The 18657-nt window shown below is 35.6% G+C and carries 11 protein-coding genes; 3 read left to right on the top strand and 8 right to left on the bottom strand.

The features are described 5' to 3' along the window. Positions 1-13 precede the first annotated feature (13 nt). From fucP to ACFSSE_RS06375, 3 genes are read left to right on the top strand one after another with little or no spacing between them, the layout of a single operon-like run. Positions 14-1327 carry an L-fucose:H+ symporter permease gene (fucP, locus tag ACFSSE_RS06385; RefSeq protein ID WP_379042657.1) on the top strand — a complete coding sequence of 438 codons (1314 nt, stop codon included), beginning with the start codon at positions 14-16 and terminating at the stop codon, positions 1325-1327. Beyond that, positions 1327-4563: a glycosyl hydrolase gene (locus ACFSSE_RS06380; RefSeq protein WP_379042654.1), complete on the top strand. Its 3237-nt coding sequence runs from the start codon at positions 1327-1329 to the stop codon at positions 4561-4563. The genes fucP and ACFSSE_RS06380 overlap by 1 nt, the downstream gene beginning before the upstream one ends. 6 nt (positions 4564-4569) lie before the next feature. Further along, a complete protein-coding gene (locus ACFSSE_RS06375) occupies positions 4570-6594 on the top strand; it encodes an aceric acid hydrolase (protein ID WP_379042651.1) in 2025 nt (674 codons plus the stop codon). 213 nt (positions 6595-6807) lie between these two features. On the opposite strand, the gene ACFSSE_RS06370 is transcribed toward ACFSSE_RS06375, so the two are convergent. From ACFSSE_RS06370 to ACFSSE_RS06335, 8 genes are all read right to left on the bottom strand, one after another. After that, entirely contained in the window at positions 6808-8550 is a 1743-nt protein-coding gene (locus tag ACFSSE_RS06370; protein ID WP_379042648.1) for a RagB/SusD family nutrient uptake outer membrane protein, read from the bottom strand. A 17-nt stretch (positions 8551-8567) separates the two neighbouring features. Continuing rightward, positions 8568-11900 carry a TonB-dependent receptor gene (locus ACFSSE_RS06365; RefSeq protein WP_379042645.1) on the bottom strand — a complete coding sequence of 1111 codons (3333 nt, stop codon included), beginning with the start codon at positions 11898-11900 and terminating at the stop codon, positions 8568-8570. Between the two features lie 139 nt (positions 11901-12039). Beyond that, positions 12040-13074, bottom strand: a complete 1035-nt coding sequence (locus tag ACFSSE_RS06360) for a FecR family protein (RefSeq protein WP_379042642.1) — start codon at positions 13072-13074, stop codon at positions 12040-12042. A 60-nt stretch (positions 13075-13134) separates the two neighbouring features. Then, complete coding sequence (locus ACFSSE_RS06355; RefSeq protein ID WP_379042639.1) at positions 13135-13686, bottom strand: RNA polymerase sigma-70 factor; 552 nt, start codon at positions 13684-13686, stop codon at positions 13135-13137. Positions 13687-13913: 227 nt separating this feature from the next. Then, positions 13914-15182, bottom strand: coding sequence for a bile acid:sodium symporter family protein (locus tag ACFSSE_RS06350; protein ID WP_379042637.1), 1269 nt, complete (start codon positions 15180-15182; stop codon positions 13914-13916). Positions 15183-15366: 184 nt separating this feature from the next. Then, positions 15367-16023, bottom strand: a complete 657-nt coding sequence (locus ACFSSE_RS06345; protein WP_379042634.1) for an aspartate/glutamate racemase family protein — start codon at positions 16021-16023, stop codon at positions 15367-15369. Between the two features lie 5 nt (positions 16024-16028). Further along, positions 16029-17414, bottom strand: a complete 1386-nt coding sequence (locus ACFSSE_RS06340; protein ID WP_379042631.1) for a four-carbon acid sugar kinase family protein — start codon at positions 17412-17414, stop codon at positions 16029-16031. Beyond that, positions 17414-18655, bottom strand: a complete 1242-nt coding sequence (locus ACFSSE_RS06335; RefSeq protein WP_379042628.1) for a ribulose-bisphosphate carboxylase large subunit family protein — start codon at positions 18653-18655, stop codon at positions 17414-17416. Before ACFSSE_RS06335 ends, ACFSSE_RS06340 begins: the two co-directional genes overlap by 1 nt. Positions 18656-18657 lie beyond the last annotated feature (2 nt).

Raw genomic sequence — 18657 nt, 5'->3', positions numbered from 1 at the left:
AACCAACCAAACCATGCAAGTAACTAATCAATTTGGCGATCAACACGAAACATCTTTACCCAATCAAAAAGGCAATCAGTATTTATTACCTTTTATCTTAATTACTAGTTTGTTTTTTTTGTGGGGAATGGCACATAATTTAGATTCGGTTTTAATTCCGCATTTAAAAAAAGCTTGTAATTTAAACAACAGCCAATCTACTTTAATTGATACATCAGTTTTTCTAGCATATTTTTTAATGGCAATTCCGTCCGGAATCATCCTAAAAAAGTTTGGTTATAAAGCGAGCATCATCATTGGTTTATTGGTATTTGCCAGTGGTGCGTTTTTATTTGTTCCTGCTGCAAATTCACTTTCTTATGTTACTTTTTTAATTGCATTATTTATTATTGGCTGCGGATTAACCATATTAGAAACCAGTGCAAATCCTTATGCTGCCATTTTAGGAGATCCTGCAAAGGCAGCTTGGCGATTAAATTTAGCAGCTACTTTTAACGGCTTAGCCGCACCAGTAGCAACCATAGTAGGTAGATTCATCTTATCTGGAAAATCTTATACTCAAGAAGAATTAGCAGCTATGACAGAAATTGTAAGAAATAATTATTTTCTTACAGAAGCTTCCACTGTAAAAACTCCTTACATCATTTTGGGTTGTGTTTTAGTTGCTGTTGCGCTATTGTTTTATTTCATGAAACTGCCCGAAGTAAAAACTCAAAATACAGATGGAATAGCTTCAGGAGAAGGTAGTTTTTTTGGAGCGTTAAAACATAAACATCTTAAATGGGCCGTTATTGCTCAGTTTTTTTATGTTGGAGCTCAAGTTTGTGTAACAAGCTTTTTTATTAGGGCGGCACAACAAGCTGGTGGATTTGATGAATATACAGCATTATATTATTTAGGGCTTTATGGTACGTTGTTTTTAGTTGGGCGTTTTGTAGGCACTTTTTTGTTAAGATATATTGCATCTAATAAGCTATTATACATTTATGCTGTATTATGTATAATGTTATGTTTAATAGCAATTTTAGGTAAAGGTTCTTACGTTGTTTATGCTTTAGGAGGTTTAGGTTTCTTCATGTCAATCATGTTTCCAACCATTTTTGCTTTAGGAATTGATGGTGTAGGTGAAGATACAAAACCTGGTTCTTCTTGGTTAATTATGTCTATTGTGGGTGGTGCTATTTTACCTTACGGAATGGGCTCTCTTATTGATTATTACAAAGACAATATTCAAATTGGCTATATAATTCCATTAATTTGCTTCATCGTTATTTTGTATTACGGTATAGTTGGTTACAAGCATAAAGTACAAACAGCTGTTGTTTAATGTGTTTTTTAAAAAGGATTTTCTGTTTAATTATCATTTTTTGCTCCTTAAAAGTTTGGGCGCAACAAAATAACAATGCCAAACCTTGGGTGTTTTGGTATTGGGTACAAGCAGGTGTTTCTAAAGCGGGCATTACTGCCGATTTACAAGCGATGAAAGAAGCAGGCATTGGAGGGGCTTATTTGGCATGCATCAAAGGAGAAACAAATCCCTCGCTTTATACACCAACAGCAGTACAATTAACTCCGCAATGGTGGGACATGGTTACCTTCGCTTTCGCCGAAGCTAAAAGACTAGATTTGAAAATCACCATGCACATTAGCGATGGTTTTGCTTTAGCTGGTGGACCTTGGATAACCCCAGAACTATCTATGCAAAAGGTAGTTTTTAGTAAAATGAATGTTAAAGGCGGGCAATCTTTAAAAGTTCAGTTACCCCAACCTCATCATTTTGAAAATTATTATCAAGATATCCAAATAGTCGCTTTTCCATCGTTAAACGGATCAGACCTTAATACCAAAATATTAAAACCTAAAATAATAGCTAGTACAGGCGAAAATGTTGATTTTCTAGTTAATCCCGATGGTAAGAAATCTTTTAAATCATCAGAGAAAGCAAGTATAACTTATGCTTTTGAACAAGCTTTTACTTGTAGAACCATCCGTATAGAAAGCAATGGAAATAACTATCAGGCACAGCGTTTATTGGTACAAACTAGCCATGATGGTATTAATTTTAAAGATCATCAACAATTAAAAGCACCTCGTCATGGCTGGCAAGATACCGATGTGGAACATACCTACAGCATAGTGCCAGTAACTGCTAAATATTTCCGTTTTGTATTTGATAAAGAAGGTTCATTGCTTGCAGCGGAAGATTTAGATGCTGCCAAATGGAAACCTAATCTAAAATTAACAGGTTTACAGCTTTTTACCGAACCCACTCTTAATCAGTACGAAAGTAAAAATGGAGAGGTGTGGCGCATCAGCGAAAGAACGACTTCAAAAGAAATTAGCGATGATTTATGTGTTAATACCAATCAAATCATCAATTTAACAGATCAAGTAAATGCTTATGGTGAACTAAATTGGAAGGCACCTGCTGGCAATTGGACTATTTTAAGAATCGGACATACCTCTACCGGGCATACCAATGCCACTGGAGGTGGAGCGATAGGCTTAGAAATAGATAAATTTAACCCTGAGGCTATTAAACTGCACTTTAATAATTGGTTTGCTGAAATACAGAAAAGGGTAGGAGACAAAGGAGATTTATCTTCATTTTATGTAGATAGCTGGGAGTGTGGTAGCCAAAATTGGTCGGCTAATTTTGCAAATGAATTTAAACAAAGAAGAGGGTATGATTTAATGCCTTTCTTGCCAGTAATGGCAGGTGTCCCATTAGAAAGCGCTCAAAAATCTGAGCAAGTTTTATACGATGTCCGTTTAACCATTTCCCAATTGGTAAACGATGTTTTTTATAAAACGCTGGCGCAAATAGCTAAAGAGAGAAATTTAACTTTCGCAGCCGAAAACGTATCGCCTACCATGGTAAGTGATGGTTTGCTTCATTTTAAAACAGCAGATATTCCTATGGGCGAGTTTTGGCTCAATAGCCCCACCCATGATAAGCCAAACGATATGCTAGACGCAATCTCGGCTGGACATATTTACGGGAAACCAATCATTCAGTCAGAGTCTTTTACAACCGTGAGGATGGATTGGAGTGAACACCCTGGGAATCTAAAAATTGTACAGGATAGAAATTATGCTTTAGGCATAAACAAAATCATGTACCATGTATTTGTCCAAAATCCTTGGTTAGATAGAAAACCTGGTATGACCTTAGATGGTGTGGGACTATATTTTCAACGCGACCAAACCTGGTGGAAACCCGGAAAAGCTTGGGTAGATTATGCAACTAACACTCAAAATTTATTGCAAAAAGGTAAACCTGTAAGAGATATTGCCGTTTTTACTGGAGATGAAATTCCTCGTCGTTCGCTTTTACCCGACCGTTTTGTGAATACTTTACCCGGAATTTTTGGTCAGGAAAGGGTAGAGGCCGAAAGAATAAGAAATCAAAACAAAGACGTTCCTTTACAACAAATCCCAAAAGGAGTAACCAATACAGCTAACGGATTTCAGTCCGAAAACTGGATAAATCCTTTAAACGGTTACGCTTATGATTCCTTTAATCCAGATGCTTTGCAAAGTGCTTTTGTAGAAAATGGCCGAGTGAAATTTTCTAAAGAAGGGGCAGCTTATAAAGTGTTAGTATTGCCAATCACAAATTTGATGAATCCTGATGGTATCATCAGCAAAACATCATTAGATAAAATTAAACAGTTAGAGAATCAGGGAATTATCATTGTTAAAGATAAGCCTTACTTTAATCAAGATTTCTCTCAATTTGGTTTAGAAAAAGATTTAATTGTTATTGATAGTTCTGGTAAATATGCAAGTGATATTGCTTTTAATCATCGAAGCGATCAAGATCAAGAGATTTATTTTATAAGCAATCAACAACAAAAAGAAAGAGTTTTAAATTTCTCTTTCCGCTTTAGCGGGATGGTTCCTCACTTGTATAACCCGGTCACTAATGAATGGAGCGAGATTACATCCTACCAAGCAGATGAAGAAAGAACAGCACTTACCTTAAAACTAGCACCTGCTCAATCTGTTTTTGTCATTTTTAAAAAAGGAGTGCTTGCCAAAAACAGTGAAGGAAAAAACTGGTCAACATTTAAATTAGTTAAAAATATCAGCGAAAGCTGGAACTTAAAATTTGACGAAAGTTATGGTGGTCCAAAACAATCCATCAGTATGGAAAAGCTAACAGACTGGACTTCATCTCCCGACTCCAATATGAAATATTATTCTGGAACAGCAGTTTATGCTAAATCTATCCAATTAAAAAAGAAAGAGTTAAAGCAAAATTTATACTTAAATGTAGGCGAGATTCATGATTTAGCATCTGTTAAAATTAATGGAAAGGAATTAGGGGTAATTTGGACCCAGCCGCATCGCATCAATATTTCATCGGCATTTAAAAAAGGAAAAAACCTAATAGAGATTGCTTTAACCAATACATGGCACAATCGCCTCATGGGCGACCACGCTTTGCCACAAGATAAACGTATTACACAAACAACTGCACCTTATCGCTTAGAAGGCAACCCACTATTACCAGCGGGATTAATAGGTCCGGTTACTATTGAAAAAGAAATTAAATAACCCATAATGAATAGAATAAAGTATTTAATAACGGTTTCGTTTTCCATGTTAGGATGCCTAACCTTTGCGCAACAAAAAGCGTTAACCAATACAGCGGGAAGTAAATTTGCTGTTTTTCAAAGTCCAAACATGGAAGATGTTCGCTGGACAGGAGGTTTTTGGGGAGACAGATTTGAGGTTTGCCGTACAGCCATGATTCCACATATTTGGGATACTTACATGGATGCCAATGTGAGCCATGCTTTCAAAAATTTTGAAATTGCAGCTGGTTTAGATACCGGCAAGCATAAAGGACCTTCTTTCCATGACGGTGATTTTTACAAAGTGATGGAAGGTGTTGCCAATATGTATGCCATTACCAAAGACAAGAAGTTAGACCAAATGATGGATAAAGCCATTGCGGTTATTGCAAAATCTCAAAGAGCAGATGGTTACATTTATACCAAAGCCATGATAGAGCAGCGTAATACGGGCCAAAAAAACCAGTTTCAAGACCGTTTAAGTTTCGAATCATATAATATTGGCCATTTAATGACAGCCGCTTGTGTACATTTTAGAGCAACCGGAAAAACCAATTTACTAGATGTAGCCAAAAAGGCAACCGATTATTTGTATAATTTTTATCAATCGGCTTCGCCTACCTTGGCTCGTAATGCCATCTGCCCATCACACTATATGGGCGTAGTAGAAATGTATCGTACCACCAATGATACTCGCTATCTAGAGTTAGCCAAACATTTAATAGCCATTAAAGGCGATATTGAAGATGGAACAGATGATAACCAAGATCGGATTCCGTTTTTACAACAAACCAAAGTTACAGGCCATGCCGTAAGAGCCAATTATTTATATGCTGGCGTTGCCGATTTATATGCCGAAAATGGAGATCCTTCGCTATTAAAGCAATTAAACATCATGTGGGATGATGTCACACAACATAAAATGTACATTACTGGCGGTTGTGGTTCTTTGTACGATGGTACATCGCCAGATGGAACTTCCTATAATCCTGCAGTGGTTCAAAAAATACATCAAGCTTACGGCCGAGATTATCAATTACCAAACTTTACAGCTCATAACGAAACTTGTGCAAACATTGGTAATGTTTTATGGAATTGGAGAATGCTTCAAATTTCTGGCGATTCCAAATATGCCGATGTGATGGAAACTGCATTATACAACAGTGTTTTATCTGGAATTAGTTTAGACGGAAAGAAATTTTTATACACCAATCCACTAAGCTATTCAGATAACTTACCTTTTAAACAACGCTGGTCTAAAGACAGGGTTCCTTATATTTCATTGTCTAACTGTTGTCCGCCAAATGTGGTGCGCACCATTTCAGAAATCAACAATTACGCTTATAGCATAGCTAAAAACGGCTTATTTATCAATCTTTATGGTACAAATTCGTTAAATACCCAATTGCAAAATGGCGAACAAATTAGTTTAAGCCAAGAGACAGATTACCCTTGGAACGGAAATGTAAAAATTAGTATTAAAAGCAGTTTGAAAAGTAACCAAGCCATCCATTTTAGAATACCGGGATGGTGCAATACTGCAAATATTTTAGTAAACGGAAAATTGGTTCACGAAAATGTAAAAGGCGGACAGTATTTTGCAGTGAATGATCAATGGAAGAAAGGCGATATCATTGAATTACAAATGCCAATGAAAGCTAAATTAATGGAAGCGAATCCATTGGTAGAGGAAGCTAGAAACCAAGTGGCTGTAAAATATGGTCCAATAGTTTATTGTGCAGAATCTATTGATAATGGTACTCAAGTTTTTAATTTTACAATTCCAGCCAATATCCAATTCACAACAGAAATGCAAACTATTGAAGGGGCTAAAATGCTGGTTTTAAACGGACAAGCTTTGTTAGATACGGATAAAACTTGGAAAAATATGTTATACCGAGAGGTTAATAAAGAACAACAAAAGGCTAACATAAAATTAGTGCCTTATTATGCTTGGGGTAATAGAGGCCATACCCAAGAAATGTCTGTTTGGCTGCCTGTGAGTAAGTAATTTTTGAATTAAAACTCATTCTAAAGCGTTTTCATCTTTAAAAGGTATGAAAGCGCTTTCTTGTACAGTATCTGTAGTAATTGTTCTTATATAAGTTAACCAGATCAAAGCAATTCAGGAACAATATTTTAACTTGTTTTTGATTGTTTGGTTTTAAAAAGCTGCCTTGTATTACAGGCAGCTTTAAATAAATTTTGTTAGATTGAATGAAGACTAATATCCTGGGTTTTGCCCAAATTCATCTGCATTGGCTAATGCATTCATTTCTTCTTGTCTAATTGGGCGTAAGCGGTGGAAAGGTTGTACCTGCGTAATATCAGGGTTTTGTGCTTTTATAAAGTCAACAAAAGCTTGTCCGTTGTTAGCGCCTAACATCCTCTTTAAATCAAACCAACGAAGGTGCTCGCCAGCCAATTCTCTTGCCCTTTCTTTCAGAATAAAATCTTCATTGATATTAGCTGCGCTCACCTGCATTGCTACTGTTTGGTTAACCGGTGTTTTTTTGGCGGCTCTGGTTCTTAAAACATTAATATATCCTGCTGCAGCACTTGCATTATTTAATTTCCACTCGGCCTCAGCAGCTATTAAATACATTTCTGCCAAACGCATCACAATTACATCTTTAAAGCCCGGTTGCGCATTAGCAGCAGTACGGTCTGGGTCTCTAAATTTCCTGAAATTGATATAATCTGCACCCGTAATAATAGTTCCGTTTGTGTTGTAAACACTATCTCTATCAATAACAATATAAGGCTTTAGCCTATGTGCAGGAACAACTTTTTTAGTGATTAGTAAAGCGGTATCAATACCTGCTCTAATAACTTTTCCTATAACGCTAGGGTGTTTACGATGGGTAGCAGCTAATGATGCAGTCCAAGTGAAATTGGTATTAGCAATCCATACTTCCTGAAAAGAAGCCTCGTATCGGTTATCAATATTCTCATTAAAATAATTTAAGAAGCTTAAAGTAGGCATTAAGCGTCTGCTATTCTCGAAACCATATTCTAAACTCTGTACCAAACCTGGTTTTCCGTTATAACGAGCTTGAAAAACCTGATATAAACGGTTACCGTTAGCGTCGTAATTGATGGCTTGATTAGTAGAATTACTGACTACATACAGTGCTTCTTTATTGCGTTTGTTGTTGGCAGGGTTCCACATATCAGCATAATTTGCCCAAAGTTCTACTTCCAAAGCTGCTCTGTTATCAATTACGGCTTTTGCCGCATCTCTAGCTCTGGTAAAATAAGTTTGAGCTTCTGCACCTGTTGAATAATAAGCTCTTGATAGTAAGGTTCTTGCTAAAAAGCCCATAGCAGATTTCCTGCTTGCTCTGCTGTATTCATTACCCCACGCACTTTGTAGAGGAAGGTTTGCAACTGCAAATTCTAAATCTGAAATCATAAGGTTATAAAAATCTTCAACCGGACTTCTTTGAGCAGTTAACAAAGGTGTTTTAGTTTCCTCGGTACGTAACATTACCCCACCAAAAGTTTCTACTATATGCCAATAGTAAAATGCTCTTAAGAAACGTAATTCGCCTTCTCTTCTGTTTTTCTCTTGTTGATTTGTAAATCCGGCATCATTAATTCTATTAATTCCGGCATTACAAATGTTTATCGCTTTCCAGATGTCTCGCCATACTGCTCTTACTGGGTTTCCTTGTAAGGGTGTTAAGCCTGCATACTGTGATAATTGCCCTGCATAAGTATTTTTATCTCGGTTAAACCATATATCGGTACCAGATTCAGACATAAAAACACCATCTTCTTTGCCATACCAAGCTCTTTGATCTGAGTAAGCGGCATTTACATTGGTAACAAAGCCTTCTGGAGTAGACCATATAGCATCTGCGGTGGCACCAGAGGGGTTATATTCTTCTAGTTTATTACAAGACATACTTAAAGTAATACTTGCTGCTAAACAGCTTAATTTTAAATATCTTTTAGTTCTCATCTTTTTCTTGTTTATTATTAAAAACCAACATTTAAACCAAACACAAAAGTTCTACTTAGTGGGCTGTTTTCTGCACCTCCACGCTCTGGATCATAATTTCTTATCAACTCACTTTTAGCTACAGTAAGCAAGTTATTTGCGGTAGCATAAACCCTTACACGGTTGTAAAAAGATGCTCCAGATTTTATTTTAGGTATGGTATAGCCCAACGTTAAATTTTTAACCTTGAAAAAAGAGCCATCCACAAAATTTAGAGCTTGGTAGCCAGTATAACCCGGGTATGAGCTTAGCGTGGTGCCTCTTCTCGGTCTAGGAAAATCATTGGTAGGGTTTTCTGGTGTCCAGTAGTCTAATATTTCTGGTCCGTTTCCTGTACCAGCTGGGTTAAACCTGCCTAAAAACTCAGCATCTATAGTTTGGCCGTAACGGGCAATTAAGAAAACTCCTAAATCAAAGTTTTTGTAGGTGAAATTGTTTTGTAAACCTGCTATCCAATCTGGTACTGTAGATCCTACATAATTTAAATCAGAAGCGTTAATTAAAAAATCACCATTAATATCTCTAACTTTTATATCTCCTGGTTGGAAGGTATGATTACCTACTTTATACAAAGCTGCTTCTGCTGCTTCATCTAATTGCCAGATACCTAGTTTATCAAAAGTATAAAAAGAGGTAATTGGACGGCCAAGTAATAAAGAGCTTCTTTCAAAACCACTGCTAGGGAAAATATCTCTACCATCAACCAGCTCAGTAATTTTCTCTCTTTTTCTATTATAGGTAAGTGTAGAAGACCAAGTGAAATTTTTGGTTTGGATATTTCTACTGGTAATTTCTAGCTCAATACCGTTGTTTTTAGTGTTCGCAATGTTTTGGGTAACATCAATCATACCAGTAGAAAGCGGCAAAGTCCTGCTTAATAAAATGTCTGAGGTACGAGCCTCATACCATTGAACAGAACCACTGATACGGTTATTAAAGAAGCCAAAATCCAAACCTATATCTAGAGAGGCGGTTTTTTCCCAACCTAAATTAGCATTACCTACAGTGCCTCTAAAGACAAATGAATTTACAGGAACATCACCAAAACTCATATTAGATGCCGAGTTTAATGTGTTCTGTGTACTGTAAACTCCTATATTATAATTTCCACTAACACCATAACTAGTTCTTAGTTTAAGATAATTTACCTGGCGGATATTTTTCATGAAAGATTCTTCAAAAATATTCCAGCCTATAGCTGCTGATGGAAAGAAATCCCATTTATTTCCTGGTGATAATCTGGAAGCACCATCATACCTGCCTGATGCAGTAAATAAATATTTGCCTTTGTAACTATAATTAAGTCTCGTCGCATAAGCCATATTGCTCCAACCTTCGTAAGAAGAGCCTATAGACCTTGTGATAGAAGTGCTAGAAGAATTCAAATCATAAAAAAGCTGTGAGGCTAATATTTGCCCTTGCCCAGAAGCGGATAAACGATCTACATCACTTTGCTGATAGCTAGTAATACCCGTTAAAACCAAATTATGGTCTTTGATATTTTTGGTGTACGTTAAAATATTATCCCAATTAATATAACGGTTAAATGCGGTGTTTTGCGATGCCACAGAAATACGTGGTCCGTTTTGTGCCAAAGATGTTCTATCGTTAAAAATACCTTGTCTAGAGTTATTAAAATTAGTGCCAATATTAGACCTAAAATTTAATCCCTTTAAAGGAGAAACAGATACATAAGCATTGGCTACTATATTATTTCTAAGGTTATTGTTTCTAGCAATAAACTCACTACGCTCATCTGCCAGCGGGCTTATGGTTGTTCCATCTGGTAAAGGAAATAACCTTATAGTACCATCCTCATTAAATGGTGTACCTAGAGGGCTTATTTGCGTGGCTTGCCCTAATGGATTTTGGCGGTTATTAGTTGCCGAGTAAACAATTTGTGTATTAAAACCCACTTTCATCCAATTATTAACCGTTTGGTCTAAATTTAACCTCATGTTGTAACGGTTAAAATCATTCCCTCTTAACATACCATCTTCTTTGAAATACCCAGCAGAACCAAATACAGATGTTTTCTCTGAACCTCCAGTAATAGAAACATTATGACTTTGTTGCGAGCCCTCTCTAATTACTAAATCCATCCAATCAACAAACTCTCCTGCTTGTACAGCATCTAATTCACCCGGACCATCAAAAACAAGCTGATCATCTGTAATACCAATAGTTCTTGCGGCTTCGCGTCTAAGTTTGATATAGCTTTCTCCAGTTCTTGAAGATGGGAATTCATAAGTATTAATGCCATAGTAGGCATCATAATTTACTTTAACTTTTCCAGAAGTTCCCTTTTTTGTGGTTACAATAATTACACCATTTGCACCTTGCGCTCCGTAAATAGCAGTTGAAGATGCGTCCTTTAACACCTCTATAGACTCAATATCATTAGGATTGATAGCGTCAATACTATTTCCTTGGAAACCGTCAACAATAATAAGAGGACCATTTCTACTGCTAATATCGTCTCTATTACTGGTTATAGATCTATTACCTCTAATCACAATGTTAGAATTGCCTCCGGCAGCACCAGTATTTCTAACAATATCAGCTCCAGCTACTCTACCTTGCAAAGCTTCAATGGCATTATGGGTTGGTGTTCTTACAATATCTTCTGCCTTTATAGATGATACAGACCCTGTTAAGTCTCTTTTTCTTACAGTACCATACCCAATTACCACCACTTCATTTAAACTAGAAGGAGTAGGCTTTAAAGTGATATTTAAATTTAGAGTTTGAGCATTAACATTAACTTCTCTAGTTTCAAAACCTAAATAAGAAACTAAAAGTGTTACTGCTTCATCTCCTTTAATATTTAGCGTAAATTCTCCTTTTTCATTGGTGAGTGTAGCGCTAGTTTCTCCTTTAATGCTAATATTAGCTCCGGGTAAAATAAAGCCAGCTTCATCTATTACTTTACCTTTAATAGTATAATCTTTTACATTAAATTTGATTACAACCGTGTTGTTATTTATTTCATAAGTAAGTGGTTGATTAATTAATGCTTGTTTTAATAGTATATCTATTTCATCATTATCTGTGTTAATGTTGACCAATTGCTGAAGATTAATCTGGTCTTGACGGTAGAAAATAGAATAGTCGCTTTCCTTCTCTATTTTCTTTAATACGTCCTTAACAGTAATATTGGTTGCTTTTATACTGAACTTCCTTTGACCGTACACTGCTGCATGTACATTTATTAAACAACAGAATATTAAAATAGCGGTTAGCTTCATAGTCATGAGCATTTTACGCCAATAAACATTGGCGAATAAAGGTTTCTTATTCGAAAAAATCATAATTTTGGTTAATTAGTTAATACTGATACTTCCCCAAGCATTAGGGTATTAGCTAGCTTTAATAAAGGCCGCAACTTTTTGTTGCGGTTTTTTTGTCTCTTTTACTTCATGGTTATCATTTATTAGGTTTTTAAATTAATTAATTGGTTAGTTTTTTTACTGTTATTGCTTTTCCTTCAATAGTGTAAGATATCGGCGTGGTTTGTTTAATTACATTTAAAATTTCATCAGGGTTCTTTATATTTTTAAAAGCCCCAGAGTAATGATAATTATAAAGCTCAGCATCTAAAATGGTGATTTTTAAGTCAAACTCTCTTTCCAGCGTATGCATTATCTCGTTAAAAGCAGTATTATCAAAAGTTAAGGTGCCGCTCAACCATTCTTTATAACTCTCCTCAGGAAGAGGAATCTCATGAATCAATTTTTCTATCTTAACCTTTTGCTCTTTGTCTTTGGTTAATTGCTCTAATTGTTTCTTATTATTGATTTTTATAGATTGATTTTTGGTGAGATATATTTTTTTTTGATGTAGTTTCTGGTTCTCTATAGAAATCTCCCCATTTACAACAGAGAACTCCATTTCTTGATCTTGGCTATAAGATTTTATCTTGAAAATAGTTCCAATATCCCGTACTATATAACCTCCAGCGTCTACAATAAAAGGGATATCTTTATCGCTTTTTGCGATATCAAAATAAGCCTCTCCATCTAAAATAACTTTTCTGTTATTTTGATTAAATCCTTCATCGTATGCTAATCTTGATCCTGCATTAAGGTAAACCTTGGTGCCATCGGGTAAAATCATTTTATTTTTATCGCCTTTGGCTACAACCACGCTTTTCCAGCTTTCATTTTTATTTGGTGAGAATGTTTTATTGAATAACAATCCAATAGAACAAATCAGAAAGAAAACAGCCGCATATTTTAAAAATAAAGGAAAATTGATTGTTTGTTTTGGTGGAATTTGGTCTGATAAGAATCGTTCAAAAGCAGCTTCATTATCTATATATTGATGTTTTGTAGATAGGTTTTTATGATAGTTTTTATATAAACTAATAAATGCAGTTTCATTTTCTTCAGATGCTGCAATCCAATTTTTTACCCACGCTTTCTCTTGAGCGCTGGCCGACTTAGTAATATAAGCCAATAGCAGTTGTTTTAATTCAGAATTCATCTTGGTCTGAACTATAGACGTTTCAGGTTTAAATTACCCCCAAACGAAAATTAAATTTTTTTAAGAAAAAATAGTAAGGAGTAAAAAAACTAAGAAATGTTGTAGTTGAAATCTTAATTTATTAAAGGCAATAGTCATTTGCCTTTCTACTGTTTTAATAGATATATTTAAATTCTCGGCAATTTCCCTATTCTTTTTATCTTCAAAACGGCTAAGCTTAAAAACTTCACGACACCTTGGTGGTAAATTTTCTATAACTCTATCTATATGCTCTTTAAATTCTTTTACCTCAAGGTTATGCTCTTCAAAAGTATCGTATTCTTGCAATAGTTTGTTTTTATGAAGATAATTAACATATTCATTCTCTACTTTTTTATGTCTTAAATAGCTAATACAACTATTTTTTACCATGGTAAATAAAAAAGGAGGTGATAATTTATCAAGTTCATAAAGATCTTTATTTTCCCAAATTTTCGCAAAAACGGTAGAAACTTGTTCTTCTGCAATTTCTAAATCATTAACATATTTGTTAGCAAAAAAAATAAGTTTACTATAAAACTCTTTAAATAGTTTTTCAAATTTTGTTTGGTAATGATTAGAATTCTCTATCATAGAAATTTTAGGTAATAAAAATATTCTAGACTATATTTAAAATTGGTAATTACAGATTTGTTTAGGGAAAAACGCCGTAATTTAACAATAAAGTTAATTGTTTTAGATTTCTTTAAGTTGTAGCATATTTACATTATTTAATATGATATTGACATTAATTTTTTTTTAAGTCTATCATCAACAGTGTAATCTTATACTTTAATTTATTTCGGGTTATACCTTATAATTTAATCTTCTATTTCTTTATCCACTTTTTTTCTGCAATAATTGGCTAGTAAAGAGCCAGATACATTCATCCAAGGACTAAAAACTGCAGATGCTAAACCAACCGTTGCTAGTTTACCCATAGCACCGGCTAACCCCGAGGCCATTCCTCCGTTTTGTAAACCCACTTCAAAGGCAATGGTTCTGCTGCTGTTTTTATCTAAACCACTAAATCTGCTGAGCCAATAGCCAAAAAAATAGCCAGCGCCATTGTGTAAAACAGAGGCTATGAACAATAAAAAGCCAATTTCTATTAAATGATCTCTGCCGGCTGCTGTGGTTACTAAAGTGAAGTAAATGATACCAAACATAGAGAAATAAGGCATCAGTTGATCTATCTTTGGATACGCTTTGTATAGTAAATGATATAAATAACCTACCAAGATAGCGCCACATAAAAAGCTAAATATTTCTATCAGAAGCGCTGGAATACTATCTTTTTCTAAAGCGATGGAACTGCTAAAAAAGACAATGAGTAAAAGCCAAAATGCAGAAAATGCGGTGGCAATGGTGATTCTTTTTCTGGCAGATGCACCATAAGTTTTCAATAGATCATGAACCATAGCGGCAGCCAAAGGAACCAATACGATTTTGATTATTTCCATCATCATGTTAAAGAATTTCACCTCTACTAAAGTGCCTGCAAAAATTTTCATTAAAAACGGAGTCATGATGGGTGCTGCAAGGGTTGAGATGGCGGTTACAGTAACAGATAAAACCAAGTTTCCTTTAGCAATATAAGTCATTACGTTTGATGCTAAACCGCTACTGCAAGAACCAATTAAAATAATTCCGGCGGCAATTTCTGGTTCAAAATGGAAGGTTTTGGCAATGATAAAGCCCATGATGGGCATAATGGTAAAATGCCCTAACAAGCCAATTAAAACTCCTTTTCCTGATTTTCTGATGCCCGTAAAATCTTTTACACTCATTTGAGTTCCCATACCAAACATCACCAATTGAATAATGGAAAGAATGAGCCATTTATTGCGTAAATCTATACTCCCAATATGTAAGAAAGTTTGAGGGTAAATTAATCCTGCGGCCACAGCGGCAATAATCCAAAATGTATATTGATAATTGCTTAGGACTTTAATAGCACCTACGCCAATGGCTAAACTAGAGAATCCTAGTACCAATCCAATTTTCCAAATAAAATCGACTTCTTGCAACCACCCAATAGCTGCAAAGAGGAATAATAATTGGGCAGCCCAAAGGAAAATTTTACGCATATTGGTTTGTTTAGATTTATTGGTTTAATTTGTTTTAACAGCTAATCATTCTCTCTCCCCAGAGATTTTATTCTTTACGTCATTTTCGAGGTACGCAAAACCTCACTGTCAGAGTTTAATTTAAATCCTTTTTGTGAGATGTTTCACTTCGTTCAACATGACGTATTGTAGCTTTCTTTATTATTTAAAAATAAGTTTCAGCCAGTTTTTTCATAGCAATTGCTGGACTAGCTAAAATCGGAACTTTCTTTTCATCAGCACTTAAGCTATCTACAACACGGGCCATTGATGCTTGTGCCAAAACAATAACATCCACAGTTTCCATTAACTCTTTTAAACCTTTGGCTACCATTTCATCATGCTTAACGGCATCGCCACTCATTAAAGCTTCAAAAGCGCCATCACAAAGTTTAGAAGTGATATTTATTGCTTTGCCAGCTTTTTCTGCTCTGCGTTTCACCAAATCTGAGGTAGGTTCTAAAGTAGTTGGTAAAGTGGCAATTACCCCAATGTTTTTGCCAATTAGAACTGCTTCATCTGCCATGGCTTGGTCTACTCTTATCACCGGAACAGTACATAAAGTAGCTGCAGTTTCTATAGCTCTACCAATAGAAGAGCAGGTTACTAAAATCACATCTGCTCCTGCTTCTTCAGCTGCTTTGATGTGGTTAACCACTCTGGCAGCAGTATTTGGCATTAATTTGCCTTTTTTAATCACATCTTTAATTAAGCTGTCATCAACAATATTAAAAGTTTCTACTCCAGTTAAATGTTGTTTGGTTAAGTCTTGAAAAAGCGGAACCAATGTTGCCGATGTATGTACAAATCCTAATGTTTTCATTTTTGTTATATTTTTTCTCCGTTTAATACTTTTATAAAATAATTGGCTGTGCCTACTTGGCCGCCTTTAAAGTTTAATTCTAAACCGTTTACTAATTGATTTTTTGCAATGGCTCTGCATAATGGCGCACCTGGTGCAATAGGGGCAATCATTTCTAATGCAGTTATGCCTAATTCTGATGCTGCATAGCTTGAAGTATCGCCACCAGCAAATAAAATCCTTTTCAATTTTACTTCCTTTAAAATGATTTTAACTAGGGTTCCCAAGGCTTTACCAAAGCGTTTACTACTTTGCTTCTGAATATCATTCTCTTGGATATTTAAGCTTCTCAAATAACTTTCTGTGGCAGCTATACGCGGATCTTGGTTGCCTAAACTGGTGTGTAAAACCACATTTCTATTTTGCTTAAGCTGATGAATAAGCTGTTCGGAAATTTCTTTACTGATGGATTCTTGTTTTTGCGTATCCATAATCTCGCTAGGTAAAGCGATACCTACAAAGCCGTTTTCTAAAGCAAAATTGATTTGTTGCGCACTTACAGGCGAACAACTTCCTGATATTACTAATAAAGGTTGTACTTTACCCGGATGTTTAAATTCTTTATTGGATTGAATTATTCCAGCATTTTTCCAAGCCAAGCCCAAAGCCATTTCAATGCCCGATGAACCTACACTAAATAATGTTTTGGTTTGACCTAACTTTAAAAATACTTCTCCAATATGTTGTAAATGATTTTGATTGATGGCATCAAAAAAGATGATTTTTTGATCGGATTTCGCCTTTAAATCTTCTAATATTACATTTTCACCCTGCTCAATTACAGATAAGTTGATTAAGCTAATACTTTGCTGAGTTTGTTTGGATAAATGGATGGTCAAATCGCTCTCGGTTGCTGGCGTTACGGGGTGCTTACTCATAGAAGGATGTCTATCTATTCTATAAATTTCTCCGTTTCCAGCAGTTCCCATACGGGCAAAAAGATGTCCAAAAGTTAAATATCTACTCAAGTGTGGTGCAGCAGGGGAGACCATCACTTGTTTTTGCTCAAATATTTCAGCTCCAATTTCTATAGCTTTACCAATACTGCCTACATGTGGCGATGAGTCGAAAGTGGAACACACTTTATAATGTACTTGAGCCGCATTTAAACTTTTTATGTTTTTAAATGCAGGTATCAGTTCGGTTTCCATTTCACTTGGCGACATAGATCTACTTTTTCCGGCTACACCTACAGCCTGCAAATCTGGAAATTGCTTTAAATCTTCTAAAGTAGGATTGCTAAGAAAAAGAATGGTTTTTACACCAGCCAAAGTCAAAAATTCCAAAGCATCAGTAGAGCCTGTAAAATCATCTCCATAATAAGCCAGTAATAATTCTTTTTCGTTTGGCATTACTTAGAAAATTTCTTTACCGATGCAGCAAATTCTGGATAGAGTTGTGCGGTTCTCTCTAACGATAAACCATCAACAGCACCTTTCCAGGCTTGTTGTATAGCGTTTACTCCGGCTTCGGCACCCATTGGATGTGCTAAAATTCCGCCACCGGCCATGTATAATAAATCTGTAGTTTGAGTTCTGCGGTAAGTTTCAAAGGCTTGACCTCCCCACTGGCCTGATGAAACTACTGGTAAAAGCTCATGACCAGCAACAAAAGGTTTTAAGCATGATTGGATAGACTTTACTACAGAATCGTCTGATTCCCAAAATTTATTTTGGATACCGTTTACATGTAATTGATCAATCCCGGCTAAACGCCATATTTTTTGATAAGCTGGAAACTCTATACCTAATAAAGGATGACGGTTTAACATTCCCCAGCCGTTTCTATGACCATGAATTACTAAATTCCCGTTATCACAAATCTTTTTTGCAGCACTAAAACCAACACTGTTGATACTAATCATGGCGCAAGAACCTTCTTCCTGCTCAATCAATTCATATTTTCTTTGCATTTCATCAATTTCATCGCTGATATTGCATGCGTACATTACTTTTTTACTCGTTTTTTGCTGATGGTCTCTAATTACTTTCATAATAGATTTTAACCGGTTATCAAAAAGTGAGTTGGCGGTAGATCCCATCAATTCATCATCTTTAATAAAATCTATTCCAGCTTCTACTAAAACCTTAACAATTGCGGCAGTTTCTTCTGGTGTCATCCCTACGCTAGGTTTTAGGATGGTTCCAATCATTGGGCGGCCTTCTACTTGGGTTGAGGCTTTAGATCCTTTAATTCCAAATCTTGGTCCGGCGAAATGATTTGCAAATGAATCTGGAACATCAAAATTCATTAATTTTAAACCTGTAAATTGGGTTATTTCGTACAAATTACCTTGTAAAGTACTGATAAGAATAGGTAAATTATACCCAAAATTTTCTATCGACCAGCTTACCCTAACATGAGCTTGTTGATATTTTTTACCCGGAATACTTCCTCCTGGAATAGAAGGTTCATCCTTTAATTCTAGCAACTCAATATTTTCTACCCGGGCAGCAAATCGCTTTTTCAATTCTTCTGTTTCTCCCGGAACAGCCACAAATGTCCCCGAAGATTGCTCGCCAGCTAAAACCGCAGCAGCTTTTTCTACTTTGTATGGGGTTTCAATTAAATAATCTGCGTAAATTCTTTCCATGT

Source organism: Pedobacter alpinus, from assembly GCF_042684645.1.
Taxonomy (GTDB): Bacteria; Bacteroidota; Bacteroidia; order Sphingobacteriales; family Sphingobacteriaceae; genus Pseudopedobacter; species Pseudopedobacter alpinus.
Note: the sequence above shows the minus strand (reverse complement) of the source record. Positions and strands in the feature narration are given on the sequence as shown.